Source organism: Stenotrophomonas sp. FBCC-B152 (genome assembly GCF_059134105.1).
In genome coordinates, this window is the sequence record NZ_CP101442.1 from 3,670,580 (window position 1) to 3,686,944 (window position 16,365).

A 16,365-nucleotide genomic window follows, 5' to 3' on the forward strand; every position below is an offset into this window, starting at 1 on the left:
CGTCCTTAGTGGTCGTGGCTTGCGCCGGACTTTTCGATGTCGGCACGAATCAGGTAGCTCTGCTCGGACACGTAACGGGTGCCTGGCTTCAGTCCTTTCAGAACCTCCACGCGCTCGCCATCGCGCCTACCAAGTTCAAGCATCCGCACCTCATAGCTGTCGCCCACCTGGGCGAACACAACGGTGAAGTCCCGGAAACGCTGAAGGCCCGATTCTTTTACCGTCAAAGGAACCTCCGTTTCCGCGATGACGACCTCGGCGGATACGGCCATTCCCGGTCGCCATCTGCCTTCACCGTTGGCAAGGGCCACGCGTGCCACCACGGTCTGGCCCGCGCTGGCCAGCGGCAGGATGCCCTGCAGCTTTCCCGTTGTTTCCAAACCACCTGTTGCCGAACGGATGGTCACCGCTTGGCCCGGGGACAGGCGCTCGGCGTCGCTTCCCAGCGCACGCAAATCCACCCAGACCTTGGAAAGGTCAGCTATCTCGAACAGCGTGTTGTCGGCAGCGACATCTCCTACCGCCGTATTGCGTGCGAGCACCACGCCACTGAAAGGCGCCGTGACGGAGTAGGTCCGCATGCTGTCGTTGCCCTCCACCGTGGCCAGCGTCTGGCCCGCAGAAACGCGCTGCCCCATCTCGACGGCCACACTGCGGACCACGCCCGGGAAGCGCCCCTTCACCGCAGCAAATCGACCGGTGTCGACGGCGACGTTGCCCATGAGGGCGACCGTGTCACGGATGATCCCCGGTTCGGCGGGCTCGACCACCACGCCTGCGTCGGCAGCCGCTTTCGGGTCAATGGTGGTGCGTCCTTCGTACGAGGCGTAGGACCAAGTGTAGTTTTTGCCACTCACCACTGCATCGGCTTTGACGTCAAAGGAGTGCGGTTCGACCACCTCCCCGTTGCCCACCAGGTAATCGCTCTCCGGAGCAAAGCTGAAGTTATTCACTTCGCCGTCCAGTCGCTTGAGCTGCATCGTCGCTTTGACTTCGCCAGGTGCAAGCGGCTTGTCGTTGCGATAGGCATACAGCCGGAACTGCGGCGGGGTATTGGTTTCGTAAACAGTCACTTCAAGGGCGAAGTCGCCGTCGCGAAGCATGCGCCCGCGATGCGGCCCTCGTTCGTAATCGCCTGCGGCCGCAGCAGTCGCTTCAGGCTTGTCTCCCTGCGGCGCTTCGTTGCCTCCACATGCGGCTAGGGCGAACGGGAGCAGGATCAAGAATACGTATCGGTTCATGGGCGGATGTCCAAGGCGGAAGCGGTCAGGCGGTCGGCCTCGACCAGGAGGCGGAGATAGCGGGCGGCGGATTCGACTTCCCGTTCGCGAAGGTCGAAGAGCCGCTGCTGCGCTTGGCTGAGTACGAGGAAGGAGAAGCGACCTTCCTCAAAGCCTCTGCGGCTCTGATCAAAGGCCTGCTGGGCCTTTGGCAACTGGCGCTGGCGCACCGACTCCACCTCGGACTGCGCTTGCTTGAGCTGCTGGTAGATGCCAAACAGCTCTTGACGCACCTCCAGCATCTGCGCCTCGCGCCTGTACTTGAGCGAGGTCAGCTCGTAGTCCGCTTCGGCGACGGAGAAGTCCGATCGCCGCCGGCTCCCCAACGGGACAGAGACGGACATCACCAGGCCGCTGTCTTTGGTGGCTTCCAGTCGGCGAATGCCAAGGCCAACGCTGACATCCGGCTTGGCGCTGGCCCGGGCGATCTCCCTTCTTGCACCCAGAACCCCGGCCTGGGCCTCCATGGCCCGCTGCTGTGGTGTCGTGGCGAGGCGCAGGCTCAGATCATCGAAATCATCCAGAGGGGGAAGGACCCCGGTATCCCCTGCAACCGAGCCGAAATCCGGGCTGGGCGCCCCCCACATGGCCGCCAGCGACATCCGCGCGCCTTCCAGGGCCTGCAACGCCTGCTCCCGCTTCAGCTCGGCATCAAGCAGGGCGATCTCGGCGGATCTCAGGTCCGAGTCCGGATTGCGGGCGGCCGCTACCCAGCGGGCCACTTCACGACGCATGGCTTGGGCCATTTTGATGCGCTCTTCGGCGTGCTCGATATGCTCCTGAGCGGCCAGCACGTCGACGAAGCGCCCCGCGGCCAAGGTGGCGATGGCGATACGGGTGACGTCCGCGCCGCTTCGGGCGGCGTCCACCTCCGCGCCACCGAGTGCTTGGCGCGCTGCCCGCTTCCCACCCAGTTCCAGAACCTTGGAGACGCGAAAGGTGGATTCGGCGGCGTCCAAGCCGCTCAGGCCACCTGAGCCAGCCACGTTCTCAAGCTCGCCGCCCAGCACAAGCGGCGTAGGCAATGCCTCCCGGCCCGCACGGCTTCTGACAGCTTCTAGTTGAGCAGCGTCTGCCTGCACGCTGGGATGGGTGCCTAGGGCACGGGCAACCGCATCCTCCAGGCGCAGCACTTCAGCGGCGTGGCCAGGCACGGCCACACCGCAGGCGCCGGCAATAGCCAGCGCCCACAAACTACGTAATTTCACGGAAAATCTCCGACAAATAGTCATGACGATGCGCTGCCAGCCACCATTCGGTGGACAGCGCGCTCAGGCCGCTACAGCGCGGCAGGAGTCGTCAGACGATCGGAGGTCTGAAAGGTGAGCCGCGATGGCCAGAGGGCTCATCAACGGAGTGCAGACCGGGCAACAAAGATGCCGGGGGAACCGTAGCCAGGTTCAGATTCGAGGACACCAGCATGCCGGCAAAGCTCACATCGGCCTGGTGAAGGACGCTGTGGACGCCTGATGCATGCTTCGGATCTACGTTGTCGCCATGTCCAAGGGCGTGTGAGTGCCCATGCTCCGCCGTTGCAGCGATGTCGTGCTCGGCAGTGTGGAGCTCGCCCTGCTGGATCACAATCGGCCGAACAACAACGCTCAACAGCATCAGCACAAAAATGCTGAACCGGATGAGTCGACGGTGGCGGGCCGAGAAGGCGGACATGAAATGAAGAATAGTCGTATCGAACCTGGGTTGTCGAGAGCCTTGAGTTGGGGGGAGCGGGGCCTGCTCCAATATAGACTCGCCTCTTGAGGAACGCGTCGCTCAAGCCCGCTCCGATCGACCTTGCCTCAGGCGTGGCCGCCCAAGGTGTCCGGTTCTGGCCGGTAGCGGACATCAAAGGATGTTCTCGTACCACTCCTCATCGATATCCTCCTGGACCACGTGGCCAAGGAGACAAGGACACGGGGCTGGGCAGATCGGCTATGCCTCGCAACTGCGCTGACCGTCAGTTCGTCCGCTGAAGTTGCTGTTCAGCGCGTCGTCGCATCGCTCATCCTCGAAAATCTGCGATCAACCTCGGACCGACTGCTTGATCCACGAGCTTGGCATAGCAAACTAAAAGTCACGGACGGCAATGCCATGAACAGCAGCTGCCTGCTATTAGCTTCGTGCCCGTGGGCGACTTCCGTGCAAGGGCTGCAGGAATGGACTCGTCCTGCGATCAGCTTCTACGTAGTTCTTCTGAGCGTGAAGCGTACCAACGTATGCACTGCTCAGCCGCTATTCGCGCGCATACCACCAAGCTTTGGAGCTGCTCCTGCGGGCATTCCTTACCCGTCACACGATAGTTGGCCTTTGCGTGAGCGAGCTGATTCCTGGTGGCAGAAAGAACAGCCGCCAAGTCCACGAGCGCCTGATTGCGATTTTCCGAAGAGCTCGACGAGTGGATCTTGGCAAGGCTGCGGAGAATTGGCGGTGAATGCAGTTTCATAGGAAGTGGATCACAGCAACGTTCGATCGACAAGCGAAGCGCCTCTGCGTCCCGGGTGAAGACTCGATTCTCCTCGAACAGCACAAGGAGGCCATCCATGAACTCAGCATTGGGGTTGAGTGCATCCTTTGAGAGTAGCCGCTTACGCAGATCCTCGTACTGCTTTTCCCTAACCACGGTTGCAGAAACGTACTCAATGCACTTAACGTAGGCCAAGAGCGCCGCATCCCCCATAGACAATCCATTCACGCTGTTGAATTCCGAGAGCACCGCCACTAGCCCCGGGCCCGTGAGCAGCGGCCTCATGTTGTTTGCCCGCTCTACAAGGTCGCCGATCTCCTCATCCTCCGGATACTCGATGTCGAATTCCACAGGCCGAGGTGCCTCTGAGAAGTCCAATCCGAGAGTAACGTGCAATTCAAACAAGTAAGCTTGGATCAGAGCGTTCGATCCAGCTATTGTCGCGCCCATGGGATGATTAACTTCGACGAAGAACTCGTCCCAACCCAGCGGAGGGTTGTACTTATCGTAGAAATGATCCTTGACGACGATTGCCGCGCCGAAATGAGGTGATGGTGAAAGAAGAGAGACCGAGACCGGATTCCCTTCTATCTCACCGATAATCTTGCCTCCTTCATTCTCCGGCGAGCCGATCCTGCTGACAAATCCGTCTGACCTCAGGTCCCAAGACTTCATCCTGACTACGGTGCGAAACTTGGAGTGATAGGTCAGACCATCGCATGTGGATGCAGGGTCGGTCACCTCAAGCGACAGCTCTATCAGGTCACGAATCGTGAGTTCGGCATCAACCTCCGATCGCGGAAAACTGAGGGTTAGAGACGTACCCAAAGCAAGCGTAACTTCTTCATCCAAGTCGACATCAAGCTCGGAATCCAGCTCGACTCCCTGCCACTCGACTCCGAATGCAGAGCCCAGCCTAACAATTGCATCTTGCAAAGCCGCCTGAAGCTCTGGTGGTTCAAAAATAATCATTGTGGTGATGTCAGAAGTTCTTGTCGTCGCTGGAATCAGCGAGTTTGATGAAGTTTTCAAATCCAATGCAGTATGCTGGACTGCTAGCCTCTAGTCCTACCAAGCTGATGTTTGAAGCAGGCCGGCATCACCCAGGCGGTTGAGTCTGTCCGAGCTCACTGGCCGTTCGCGTGGACTGGAGACTTCCGCTCCCCGCATCGCGGTAGCTATTCAATTGGCGTAGTAAGCCACGTCCTATTCCTCGCCCCCCGGCCATAGCTTGTACTTCGTAGGCCACATGATCCCCAGGTCCTCGCGCAGGTAACGAAGCAGCTCGACCTTAATGCCGCGTGCCTCGTCACTTCTATCAGCCAGTTGCTTGAACCACATGTATACGTCCGCGAGCTGAAGCAGTCTAGAGTGATGTGAGTGCGCGAAATGAACCGTGTCTATCACGCGATCTATGTCTTGGCCATAGGCGTAGAGCGTTCCATTCTGTCGATACTGCGCAAGGCTCCTGACCGAACGTTCGACAACTCCACCATGCTCGAAGTCGCCAATCATTAGCGCAAGCTCTTGCCGTCCTCTGCAGAGCTGGTTCACCTTCTCCACGAGAAACATAAATGCCATCGCCTCATAGTCCACGCCTCCGGCTATTCGCGCCACGTCCATTCGCACGACCACCCTAAAGATACTCTCTGGCCTCGCTATAACCTGTGCCAGCCTCTTAAGCACTTCTAGGCGCCGGTCTGGGCGAATCCACCGCCTAAAGTTCCTATTTCCCGAGCAGATGTCAGTTGCATGGAACTCAGTTGATGGAAGAAGATCATAGGTTCCAAAGCACTCGTACCCAAGGGCGGACAGGTCGGACTCTACCTCCTGCAGAATTGAATCGCGCATGGCCAATCCACCGAGCCAATAGTACGGCTGGCCGTCGGGATTGGGCTTCACCTCATCGAAATAGCAGATCAACATAGAAGTGCCCCAAGGCTTCGAGTAGGTCATATGCGACCGCTTGGCTTATATTTTGATGCGATCCGTCCGAGGGGAACACGAAGGGCGCGCTAGTACCGACGTGAAACGCAAGCACTGAGCGATAGATACGAATCTCTTTCCACCCGCAGACGTCACTTCTCTTGCAGAGCCTCCTCCATAACGTTCCAGAGCATATCAATCGCAGTCCGTGGCAACGTCGTACTAATGGAACCGTTGCGCACCACACTTAGGCGCGACTTCCCGCTATGAGCATCGGTGTGCACGATGTCGATCTTGCCTATACAGCGGCGGTGCTGCGGATAGAGCTTCAAGGCCCTCTCAAGTGCATCCTGCTGATCCGTTATCGCTATGTCCGCAACGACATTCTCGGCGAGCTGGGCTCCAGCGATTTTGACCGAAGTAACCGTGCAAGTGCCAAGTATCGACCGCACCAAGCGCTTGACACGTATTAGGTCGAGTAGAGGCGATTGAACTGTCACATTGTGGTCGAGCAGAGTTGACACGAACATCATGAAGCTACTCACAGATCGCGGAGGACTTGCGATTACCAAGCCGCACCGCGTAGGCCGCAAGATAAAATTCGTGATGACGAACCCCACTCTCTCTACCGTAGAGGTGGCACCGCCCGGCAGCAGCTCCTGCTCCTCATAGGAAAACTTTTGAAAATATCGCCCCTCAATGAAAGATCTACCCGCCTTGGTTAACCGCACTCCATGACTGACCTCATCATTGAACTCGGACTCTTCCAGGCGTTTTCTCAGCAGCGCAAACTGCTTGGGGGAAACCGACCACTGATAGAAACGATATCGACTAGCCATGCTGTTGCCCCTCAATGCCTGATCCGGTCGAGTCGCTTGGAGTAGATTGCTCATCGACGATGGAACTTGAAGACGGTGCCACGATGGCGTTCTCTGAGTCGCCGCCACTCAAGTCTGATGGCGGCCCTGAGAAGCCTGGGTCCACCGCTTCAAGGGCGCTTACTGATGCGTCCTCCAACAGCCTCATGTAGTGGGAATTCTCAACATCCGTGCATGGCCTTGACGTTTTAACGAATTCCTCTCCATCTCCAGACTTCTTGCGATCAATGACCCCTTTGACTTTGTATCGAAAGCCTATGCAAGCTTGCGGGTTCTCAAATGCCGCTTCAAACTGAACGATCTTACCCTTTTCAAAGTCTTCCTCCCCTGTCCACTCCATACCATAGAGGAAGAAGTGCTTCTTCATCATCTGAAACTCGGGGCTAGTCAATAGTGAGACTCCTCGAAGGATTGCGCCTCGAACTTGATTTCCTACGAGGTCGAGGTCTGCTTCATTCAGATCTTCCTGGTCGTTCTCGGCGTCAGGGCCGTCACCATCTTCATCGCCGTCTTCTTCGCTATCGAGCGCTGTGTCGACGTCGTTTGAGTCCATGCCGAAGTGTTCTGAGCGCTCCACCTGCACCTTGCTAACGTCCGAAAGCTTCATTCCTTTAACCCCACCTATGAGGGTAAGGAAGAAAGCCGTCCTGCTCTCGGCGCTGGGCAGATGAGAAAGCTCGATCTTGCGCGCCGCTACTGCTTCTTCCTTCTCGGCGGCCATAGCTTTTATTAGCTCGTCTACAGCGGCTGACATCTTTTCATTCGCTTCATGACGCACGCTAACGCCCTGATGCCCTATCTCCAACCTAATCGAACCATCTCGAGTACGTTTTTGTCTTAGTCGCGTTTTCGCCGGATCGAGCTCTGAATAGGTTGCAGACGCCAAAAATGGCCCTCCCGCAGACTTCGTGACAGTGATCGAATCGAATAAGGGCCCGATCTCTCCCTTTTTCAATTTTTCCAAGGCTTTACGAACGTCTTCGGCAGTGAAGTTACCCACAACTGTGGCGGATGTGTACCGCTCGGCCCTGTCCGCCCGCGCCGTTCTATCAAGCAGCCAGTTTAGATCTTCGAGATCCAACGTCCACATTGAGATCTGGTCAAAGAGGTCTGCCTTCGTGGCGTCATCTGAGACGATCATTCCGCGGCGCAGAAGGAATGCCCGCAACACGTCGAGCGTTAGCTTTTGCTTGGATGTCTCGAGTAGGTCGCGAACGTCCTTGTTATCAGCAAAATACATAGCCATCAACGCTCACCCATGCCAATTTCGACCTGACTAAAGACCGTCACAACATTTGTAATTGTCTCCAACTTGACTCGACCCAGACGCTCTCGCACCTCTTGAAGGTCATTGAAGTCCGAGACGTAAGCATCCACCGCTTTTTTGAATAGAGCGGGGGCTTCTGCAACAGCACGAGCCATACGGATAACGATCTGATCGCAATTGCTTAGCAACTGATAGCGAAACAAGTAGTCCAGGATGTACTTGAACTCATCGATATGCTCTCCTTTCCTGGAGTAGTAGACCAAAGCGCCTGTCGTAGCTGGGCCAACAGACTGGTCAAGGATGTACTCGCACACAATGAGAGGGCCACAAAGAGACTCGATCGTCGCAGATTTAGCTCGTGGCTGCCGAGATGGCTCGCCGATCAAGTCCGGGTAAAAGAACCAGAACCTTGATTCATCCACGGGAAGCTTCTTCTTTCCCTTTAGAGCTACGATGTCATTTGCCACAGTGACAAGGTATGCAACCCTTTCCGGATCAACAACGTGAAGGACAGTTGAGGAAGAAAGACCCGTTTTTGCTGAGTTCGCATCTGCTAGCAACTCATCAAAGTTGCCTGAGTACTCCCCGTCGTGGTTGTAGACAAATAGCAACCCACGCACATCCCACTTCGTGTCAGATGCCAAATACAGCGTTTGCCAAGCGTCACTGATGGCCGCACAAGCGGCAGACATGCCCAAAGAGGCGACTGCCTTTCTCACCTGCTGCTTGGTCACCGACCCCTTCGCGAAACTCTTGAGGTCCGTAGTGAAATATATGGTCGAGTCCAGATAGGGATGCTTGTACCGAAAAACAACATCGCTCGGATGCGTCTTCTTCTCATGCTCTTCAGTTACGCAATCCCAGTTCTGATCGCTGGGCAGGACTCTCTCCCAGCCGAATATTTCAAAGATGTCGCCCGACACCTTTTCGGCCATCTTGGCGATATTCGCGGTCTCAGCCATCTCCCCCCCCTGGAAGTCTTACGGCGCTACCACACTCGCTAATGCCTCGAGGCGAGGGTGTGAGGGCGCTCCATGCGCCCTGACGAAGATTATCCAAATTCGATGGTCTTTTCCACCAGGCCATTTCCGCTGAGGCCATGAGCCGCCTATCTCCCGGCCAGTATTTGTGATGACGGGCGCCAGCTCCCTTGCGAGCGCCCATCTCGATTTGACAATGTGTCGACTTGTCAGGCAATTCGATCGCTGATTGCCCGACCGGGGTCAGGGAGGACAGGCGCCTACACGCTCATCGATGGGCAGAGGCCTTGGAGATGAAGGGGTACGCTGCTCTATCTGACAACCTTGGGTTGACAAGTGCTAAGTTCCCGAGTGGAGCCGGCACACCCTCGAAGTACTACGCGAGCCGCTGGAATCGGGCACGGTCATGGTCGCCCGCGCCGCACGCACCCACGCGTTCCCTTCGCGCTTCCAGCTGGTGGCAGCGATGGAGTGTATTCTAGGAAATGTGTACCTACCGACCACGCGGCTTAAGCTATTGGAACCGAACACTTTTTTTTTATCCACTGCTGAGGGATCACTAGGATCGCGTATAGCAGGGAGCGAGAAGCGAGATCTTGCCATTTCAGTGGAGCGTCAACGCGGAGGCAGGCGCAGCATCGGCACCAGCTTGCTGGATCTGTCAGATTGGCCAGCGGATTCAGCGCTTTACCAAGCGGTAGTCGCCTTCCAGCAAAAAGCCCTCTTGACACCTATGCCTTGCGGCCCGGTGTCCTCCTTCAGACGGGCACTCAAGTGCCTACAGATCGGTTCCATCGCTTTGTTTCGAAAGCGTGTAGACCAAATCACCGCAGGAGAGGTAGTTGCGTTACTGCATGCTATCGAGGGCGACCTTCAGAGCACGCAGGGCCTCTCCATTAATACTAGGACCAAGTACTCAGCGGCGCTTCGTCAGGTCATCACATCCGGGCCTGACGTTCTCAAGGACGGAAATAGTTTGCAGCACACGATCCAAGAACACTTTCCCCGACTACGTCGCCCGCCGAAGCTCCGCCGAAATGATCTTCCGGCAAGTATTGCCGTCCAATCTCACGAAGACTGGGACGATCTACGCCAGAAGACTCACGCGCTCCTGCAGAGTCGCAATAATGCGATTGAATCCGCGATCGCCAATGAGTTTGCGGCGTACGAGCGTCTCTGCACGTGGCAGGAGGAACTGCTAATCGTCCAAGTTCCAGAAGGCACGCGCGACCTGGTCCTTCGCTGGATGAACGCATCGAACCCTGTCGGGGGGCGTGTCAGATTACAAGATGCTCCGATCAGCGACATCGTCGCAGTGCTTCTGCAGGAGCAAACCGGCCCGCGCACGGCATACGCAGCGAACGGTTGGCCCATCGGACGTTATCCCGTGCAAGAGGAGTTCGCAGCGCTTGAAGGTTTCGGCGCATACCTATTTCGCGCGGTATCTTCACCATGGTTCCACGCACGCGATCGACTGCCCAACGCGGTGTTGACCGCCATCTTTCTTGCCCTAATGCTACACACGGGCTGGAACACCGGCTCAGCCACTTGTCCAAGGAGGGTATCGACTTCAAGGATACAAAGGCAAAACCGACGACGACACTCCAGTCGTAGACATCCCACCTTCCGCGAGAATGGTGTGCAAGGCGGTTTCCTTACTTCTATGGAACCGTAGCCAACTGGAGAAGGCCGGACTGATAGACGCTTCCGAACGTCGTGTCTGGTTTGGCTGGCAACGCGACAACTTCTCCAACATCACAGCCTTCACCTCGGACAAGCGAATCCACGCCTTCTGCGAGAGAAATGGCCTAGAACGCTTCAGACCTTCGGAGATACGAACGCTGAAGGCTGGGCTCACTTACCTCCCGCAGCGTGATCTCGAGGCGGTACGCGTCCTACTTGGACATAACGACTTGACCGTCACTGATTCGTACCTCCGTGACACGCTCTTCTTCCGCATGAACGAAGCAAACATGCTTCAGTTTCAGCGCCGCATCGAGACCACGATTACTTTCGCTCAAGGCGGCGAGACCCTCGTAGATAAGCGCCAACTACGATTGCTCGATGTCGATGCCGCGCTCATGCTACCCACCGGTGACGGGGGCTTGTGCACGAACCCTTTCTCCGGACCACCAGGCCACTCAATGGAAACCGACGAACCATGTGCGGGCTTGCATTGCCAGACAGGGGTGGGCTGTCCTCACTATCGGCTTCACGCCGACGAGCACACGCTAGAGATGGCACTACGAACCCAGAGTTACTATCGCGCACGTTGGTTCGAGCTCTCACGCTCCAATCCTGAGGCATTCTCCCGCATTCACCTTCCTCGCCTGCTGTATATGCACGTGCTATTGAAGATCGTGCAGGACCGTCGCCCAGACCTTCTCCGAAACGCGCAAAGGGCACTGACATGATGCTGCCTAAAGCACGACTTGGTTCCGAATCCGCTTCCACTGCATCCGATCCCTATCTGGTTCAGTCCAACCGCTTGACTCTGGAAGGGACTTACCTGAGCTATCGAGCAGACGACAGCACTCACCAATTTGATCTGTCCGAACTATTTCTCCCTCCGACCAGCTCGCACCAAGCCGTATCACGGCTGCCCGACGAGCCGGCGTACTTGGCCACCGCACTGGCCATCGCCGATCGCCGACTGCTTAGCGCAAAAACGGGCATGCCTGCGCCGCGCATGCTTAGTCGCCAGCTCTACCTGTTCCGCCATACTCTCGACTGGCTACGTGCACACGGTGTGTATCGCCTATCTGACGCTACTTCAGAACACACCAGCACCTTGATCAAAGAGTTTGTTACCCGTGGCTGGCCCGGAGCATTGGACCTGACCGCCCGATGGCACCGCGCTCTTGATGTGATCACACCTGACGAGCTCGCCCGCGGTTTCCACTACCGCATTCAAGGTGGCTCTATCGCGCACATCGAAACGCTTCTGCAGCCTTTCTGGCGAGCACGACTAGGCTGGGGCGGGATTCTGGGACTTCCAGAGATCATCAAGGCGCGCATCGAGAGCATGGTGGATGCACCACTCTCGCAGGGATGGACAGACCGGTCCGTCATCTCAGACGGTGCTCCAGGAGAAGGAGTAGTTCATAACACACTGGGCTGGCTTAACGACTGGTGCAATCTACCCGCTACTGTTGATCGCCTTCGGCACCGCGTTGCTAACCGACCCTCGCATGTCGCAGCGCGTATGTCACTTAAGGCAGCAGGGCGCACCGACAACCTCAGCCTGCCAACGGCGATTGATCTTCTGAAGGCTTCCTTGCGCCTTCTGTATGACGTCGCGCCACGCGTTGTTGAACTCTGCCAGTACGCAAAGGCTGTCCAGTGCGCCGTTACACCCGCCCCAATCCTATCGGCCGAATGGCTGCAGTCACAGCCTATTACCAAAGAACTTGGCACGCTGACAGGAAAGCCCGTGGCCCGCTGGGTTAATAGCGGCCATTACGGCAAGCAGGATGATGTGTATACGGTGGAACAGTTGATTGGTGCAGTCCAGGGAGCGTGCGGCGTGCTATTGGCCGCGATGAACGCCCGCCGACAGCGAGAGATCTGCGATCCTCATATTGGCGTGCGCGTGGGCGACCTAGAAGTTCTCGATGACGATCTTGGGATCTATCAGACAAGCTTCTACATCCAGAAGACGTACTTCGATCGCCATACCTTCTACATCAATCGCACCTCTGCCGATTCCCTGCGCTGCCTAGAGATGCTTAAAATTGCCTGCGCTCCGTTCGATACCGCGATCACTGCTGGTGATAGCTTATTCGCTTGCGGGCGACGCACCCAAGTTGGAGTGAAGCCAGAAGCCCACTATGCATTCACCTTCGATAAGGGGCGCACGCGATCTTTATCGAGCTTCTTGCAGGTAGCGTTTGGCGACGCGGAACGTTCTCCCTTCTCCACTCATATGTTCCGACGCTTCTATGCAATTCTTTACTACCATCAGTACGACCACGCCGAGTTGCGCGCGCTCAAGCAACATTTGCGACATCTTGACGTAGCGATGACGCGAGTATACGTCACCGATCCCGCATCACGCCCATTAGCTGAGCAGATCCGCGCTACCCTGGGACGCGACCGGTTCATGGTCGCTAATGAGAAGGTGCGCACTGCACTCGATGAACAGCAAGGTGACCTGGACGCTGCATTGGCTGAGGTTGAGCGAGAGAAATTGGAGCAGGCGATCGAACAGGTTCTGGAAGGTAGACCCACCGCAGGAGGCTTTAGTCGTGTTGTGCGGAAGCTGTATCGACAGATGTCTTCGCAGATCACGATAGGCGCTGATCAGATACCCGAGATTGCCGATAAGCTCGCCGGGCGCGGCTACCGAGTGCGGCCAATGAGCCATGGCCAATGCCACGCGCCAGACAGCAATCGTCACCTGAAGGCGCGATGTGAGCGCGCAGGCGAGCTTGCGCGCGAGCATGCTGGTGCGCGCCAATGTCACGCCTGCCCCTATCATTTCAACAATGAGGCTTACTTGGAGAACCTGCAAGAGGACTTGCGGCAACTGGAGCAGGAAGCGCACGACATTCTGCTACCCCCGATGCAGCAGGCACGCGCTCGCTTTGATCACTCCAATCTTGACCGCTTGATCAGTCTCACACGGGAGAACATGGACTCCAATGCCGAGCACATGCGCGCCTTGCGGGCTCAGCGGGCCAAGTCATGAAGACCTCAGCTCACCAGTCGCAAGTTGCCAAGCAGGCCGCGCAGGCGGCAATCGACCGAAAATTGGCTGTGCTGCGCGACTGGGCAAGCAACGGCATCCCCTATCGGCACGACGCGAGTGGACACACCTTGCTGGATACGCATGACAGAAAGCTACTGGAATATTTTCCGTCGAGCTTGCGTCAATTCAAGCAATGGGATGGTTCGCAGAACTCACCTGAACTGAGGACCGCCTTGCCCAGGCTGAGTGTTACAGGCAACGATACACTTGCGAAACGACCAACCAGTACAGAGCAGGCGGTAAGACTGATCGCCACCTTGCGAGATCGCGCAAGGAGCCAAATGGAAGAAGGGCGAGCGTCGACCCTGCGCCGCCTTGAGGTGGAGCTACGATTGACGCGCCAGGCCGTAGACCTGCGTATTGGGGAAATCCGAGAGCAACAGCGTCAAATTCGGGACTTGCGTCGTGATTACTCAAACCTGCAGGCCAAGCATCAAGGCGAAACTGAAGAGTTCAAACGCGTGTTCGACCGCTTGAGCAGTGCTCTGAACGAGGAGCGCGGGCGCAACGCAGAGTTAGCCGCTCTGATGGCAAAAATTACTCCGCTGAGGAAGAGCGGCCATGGCACCTAAGGCAAATGATCCAGGCATCTCTTTGGTGGAACGACTGGAGGGCTGGCTCACCGAGGGCCATAGGGTTCCGCGAATTCGTGGTCGGGTAAACCGTGCTGCTCTGTGTCGCTTGGTTGGCCTTAGCCGGTCTTCGGCCAACAGTAACGTCGACCTGCGCGCACTGATAGATTCACTGGATGGTGGCGACGACTCCCTGTCTTATCCTTCAAACACCAGATGCCCCACTCAGGCGGTAATCGAGCACGAACTCGCCAGACTGCGCGAAGAGAACGCGCAACTCAAGCGTCAACTGAAGTCCGTCTCATGGCTACTGTCATCCGGTCGGATCATTCGATCATGAAGGGCACATTAGCGAACGAGGATCCGGTGTGGCACATCGGCATGATTGAAAGCGTACTGGAGATTGATGAAGCTGGCCTGTTTGTACGCTGGCAAACCGAGAATGGAGCTTGGCGCATCCATGTTCCCACTGGCGTACTGCCCGCTGGACCCAAGACAGGGCAGGTATGGAGATTCTTGGGGAGGGCGATGCATCACCCTATGGGTGGAGAGCTATGGCAAGTTCAGCGCGGAGAGCGCGCCCTGCCCCCAGGTGCTCTGATTTCACGCTTTCTGAGCTACCACATTCCAGGCTTGGTGGAATACCGGGCGGCGCGCTGGCAGAAGCGTTGGCCCGGATCACTTGGTGATGCTCTTACTAGAGCCCGATACACAGAACTCGCGGAAGTGCTCGCCCCCCACCCGTTAGCGGACTGCTGGGCCACGCAAGCTGTGGAGTACTGGCAGCGCCAGACCCACCATTTGGCATTGGTGCGAGAGATGAACGAGCACGAAGCAAGCGACGAGTTGGCCGCACATATGCTGGACCATTATGGCGAAGCTGCCGCTGCGATGCTAAACGATGACCCTTATAGAATGCTCGCCTTTGCGTCCTTTGCTACGGTGGACGCCATTGCGGGCAATCTCGGCGTTCAATCTCACGACCTTCGTCGGCTGCGTGGCGCCGTGGATGACCTGATGCATCAGGCGCTCGATGTTGGACGGGATGCATTGCCGGATTCCGACTTGCGAGAGGCGCTGGTGAGCGTCTTAGGTGATCGCGTAGGTGCAACGCTAGCTATCTCTGCTTCGTGTCAATCTGGCCGCATTGTCAACGCCCCACGGGATGCGTGGATCAGTGATGCAACAAGCCATGTGATCACATTCGTTGCAACGCGGCTCCATATGATGTGTAGCGGCGATGCAGGCGGCGCTTGGGAACCTGCGGATCGTCCAGAAGTAGACGCGCAACCCTCGGAGCCGAGAAGAATTCACTGGGTGCGAGGGTGGACGGATACCAACCAAATCGCACAGCTACATAGCCGCCTTGAAACCGCGCCACAGGGTGGCATCACAGTTGTCGTGACTGATAGCGCGGTCGTCACCAACTGTCTACGGACTCGATTGCCTGGCGCCACTATCGTGGAACAGCAGAAAATCGGCATGCCCTGCGCCTTGCTGGAAAGCGCGACCCGGGTGATATGGGTCACCGCCAGAGCCAGGGTTCGTGTCTTAGCCCGCATTCTGGCCAACGTGCGGCACGTATGCTGCCTGACCGTCGTCGATGATGGATCAGCACGATCTGGGGACGATGTCGTGGCGACGATGTTGAAGCGCTGCGAATCGGAGGAGACGCGGCTAGCGCAATTAGTCACCGATGATGGACGTATCCCCGCGATTGACTCAGATGGTGTCTTACAGCTGCCTTCGTACGACTCTCGACGGGCTGACCGCAAAGGTGATTTGGTGCTTCAGATAGCGCAACAGCAGCTCGAGGCTGCACTACTGGGGGTATGCTATCAAGCTGCTTTAGAGGGTTCGGTGTGTGTGGTGGGGCTGAGCGATTCCCAGCGCGATGCCCTTCTGCGGCAATGGCATCACAAACACATGCGATGCACCAACATCGTCGAGATGCACACTGGAACGGCTCCCCATAGCTGGTTCGAGGGGAGTGAATTCGAAACCTTGATCATCGTCTGGCCGACGGCACAGTCGCCAACTATCGGCTGGTGGGAGGAAGTTCACTGCCTTGCCAACCAGCGCACGGTCGTGGTTGCCACCCAGATGCTGAAGATCGATTCCAGCTCTGACCAGTTGATATCTTTAGCCGTGCCCAAGATCACCGACCCCGTATCACTCAACGACCGAGTGGAGGTGGTAATTTGATTTGCGTCGACAGAGTCGTCCTACGTAAGGACCGCGCCCATGACGG

The 16,365-nt window shown here is 57.2% G+C and carries 12 protein-coding genes and 1 pseudogene; 5 read left to right on the forward strand and 8 right to left on the reverse strand.

The window, feature by feature from the left end; all coding sequences use genetic code 11:
* Positions 1–5: 5 nt before the first annotated feature.
* The 8 genes from NMB40_RS16790 to NMB40_RS16825 all read right to left on the reverse strand — a co-directional run bounded on the left by NMB40_RS16790 (position 6) and on the right by NMB40_RS16825 (position 8,774).
* Positions 6–1,241, reverse strand: coding sequence for an efflux RND transporter periplasmic adaptor subunit (locus NMB40_RS16790; protein WP_494359165.1), 1,236 nt, complete (start codon positions 1,239–1,241; stop codon positions 6–8).
* Positions 1,238–2,488, reverse strand: a complete 1,251-nt coding sequence (locus NMB40_RS16795; RefSeq protein WP_494359166.1) for a TolC family protein — start codon at positions 2,486–2,488, stop codon at positions 1,238–1,240. Before NMB40_RS16795 ends, NMB40_RS16790 begins: the two co-directional genes overlap by 4 nt.
* Positions 2,489–2,579: 91 nt before the next feature.
* The gene (locus NMB40_RS16800; RefSeq protein ID WP_193069470.1) at positions 2,580–2,948 is read right to left on the reverse strand and encodes a hypothetical protein; all 369 of its coding nucleotides are present in this window, start codon (positions 2,946–2,948) and stop codon (positions 2,580–2,582) included.
* 502 nt (positions 2,949–3,450) lie between these two features.
* Positions 3,451–4,779 (reverse strand): hypothetical protein, encoded by a 1,329-nt coding sequence (locus NMB40_RS16805; RefSeq protein ID WP_494359167.1) that lies wholly within the window; start codon positions 4,777–4,779, stop codon positions 3,451–3,453.
* A 168-nt stretch (positions 4,780–4,947) separates the two neighbouring features.
* Positions 4,948–5,697 carry a DUF3800 domain-containing protein gene (locus NMB40_RS16810; RefSeq protein ID WP_494359168.1) on the reverse strand — a complete coding sequence of 250 codons (750 nt, stop codon included), beginning with the start codon at positions 5,695–5,697 and terminating at the stop codon, positions 4,948–4,950.
* 122 nt (positions 5,698–5,819) lie between these two features.
* Positions 5,820–6,506, reverse strand: coding sequence for a hypothetical protein (locus tag NMB40_RS16815; protein WP_494359169.1), 687 nt, complete (start codon positions 6,504–6,506; stop codon positions 5,820–5,822).
* On the reverse strand, positions 6,499–7,791 hold the full coding sequence (locus NMB40_RS16820; RefSeq protein ID WP_494359170.1) for a hypothetical protein: 1,293 nt from the start codon (positions 7,789–7,791) through the stop codon (positions 6,499–6,501). The genes NMB40_RS16815 and NMB40_RS16820 overlap by 8 nt, the downstream gene beginning before the upstream one ends.
* Complete coding sequence (locus NMB40_RS16825; protein WP_494359171.1) at positions 7,791–8,774, reverse strand: PD-(D/E)XK nuclease domain-containing protein; 984 nt, start codon at positions 8,772–8,774, stop codon at positions 7,791–7,793. The genes NMB40_RS16820 and NMB40_RS16825 overlap by 1 nt, the downstream gene beginning before the upstream one ends.
* 361 nt (positions 8,775–9,135) lie before the next feature.
* Between NMB40_RS16825 and NMB40_RS16830 the strand changes: the two are divergent.
* The 5 genes and pseudogenes from NMB40_RS16830 to NMB40_RS16850 form a co-directional block, all read left to right on the forward strand.
* A pseudogene (locus NMB40_RS16830) lies at positions 9,136–9,315 on the forward strand (ATP-binding protein); the annotation flags it as partial.
* Between the two features lie 1,390 nt (positions 9,316–10,705).
* The gene (locus tag NMB40_RS16835) at positions 10,706–11,206 is read left to right on the forward strand and encodes a hypothetical protein (protein ID WP_494359172.1); all 501 of its coding nucleotides are present in this window, start codon (positions 10,706–10,708) and stop codon (positions 11,204–11,206) included.
* The gene (locus NMB40_RS16840; protein ID WP_146033471.1) at positions 11,203–13,482 is read left to right on the forward strand and encodes a hypothetical protein; all 2,280 of its coding nucleotides are present in this window, start codon (positions 11,203–11,205) and stop codon (positions 13,480–13,482) included. The genes NMB40_RS16835 and NMB40_RS16840 overlap by 4 nt, the downstream gene beginning before the upstream one ends.
* Positions 13,479–14,114: a hypothetical protein gene (locus tag NMB40_RS16845; protein WP_101099260.1), complete on the forward strand. Its 636-nt coding sequence runs from the start codon at positions 13,479–13,481 to the stop codon at positions 14,112–14,114. The genes NMB40_RS16840 and NMB40_RS16845 overlap by 4 nt, the downstream gene beginning before the upstream one ends.
* Positions 14,115–14,417: 303 nt before the next feature.
* On the forward strand, positions 14,418–16,319 hold the full coding sequence (locus tag NMB40_RS16850) for a helix-hairpin-helix domain-containing protein (RefSeq protein WP_172448145.1): 1,902 nt from the start codon (positions 14,418–14,420) through the stop codon (positions 16,317–16,319).
* Positions 16,320–16,365: the final 46 nt, after the last annotated feature.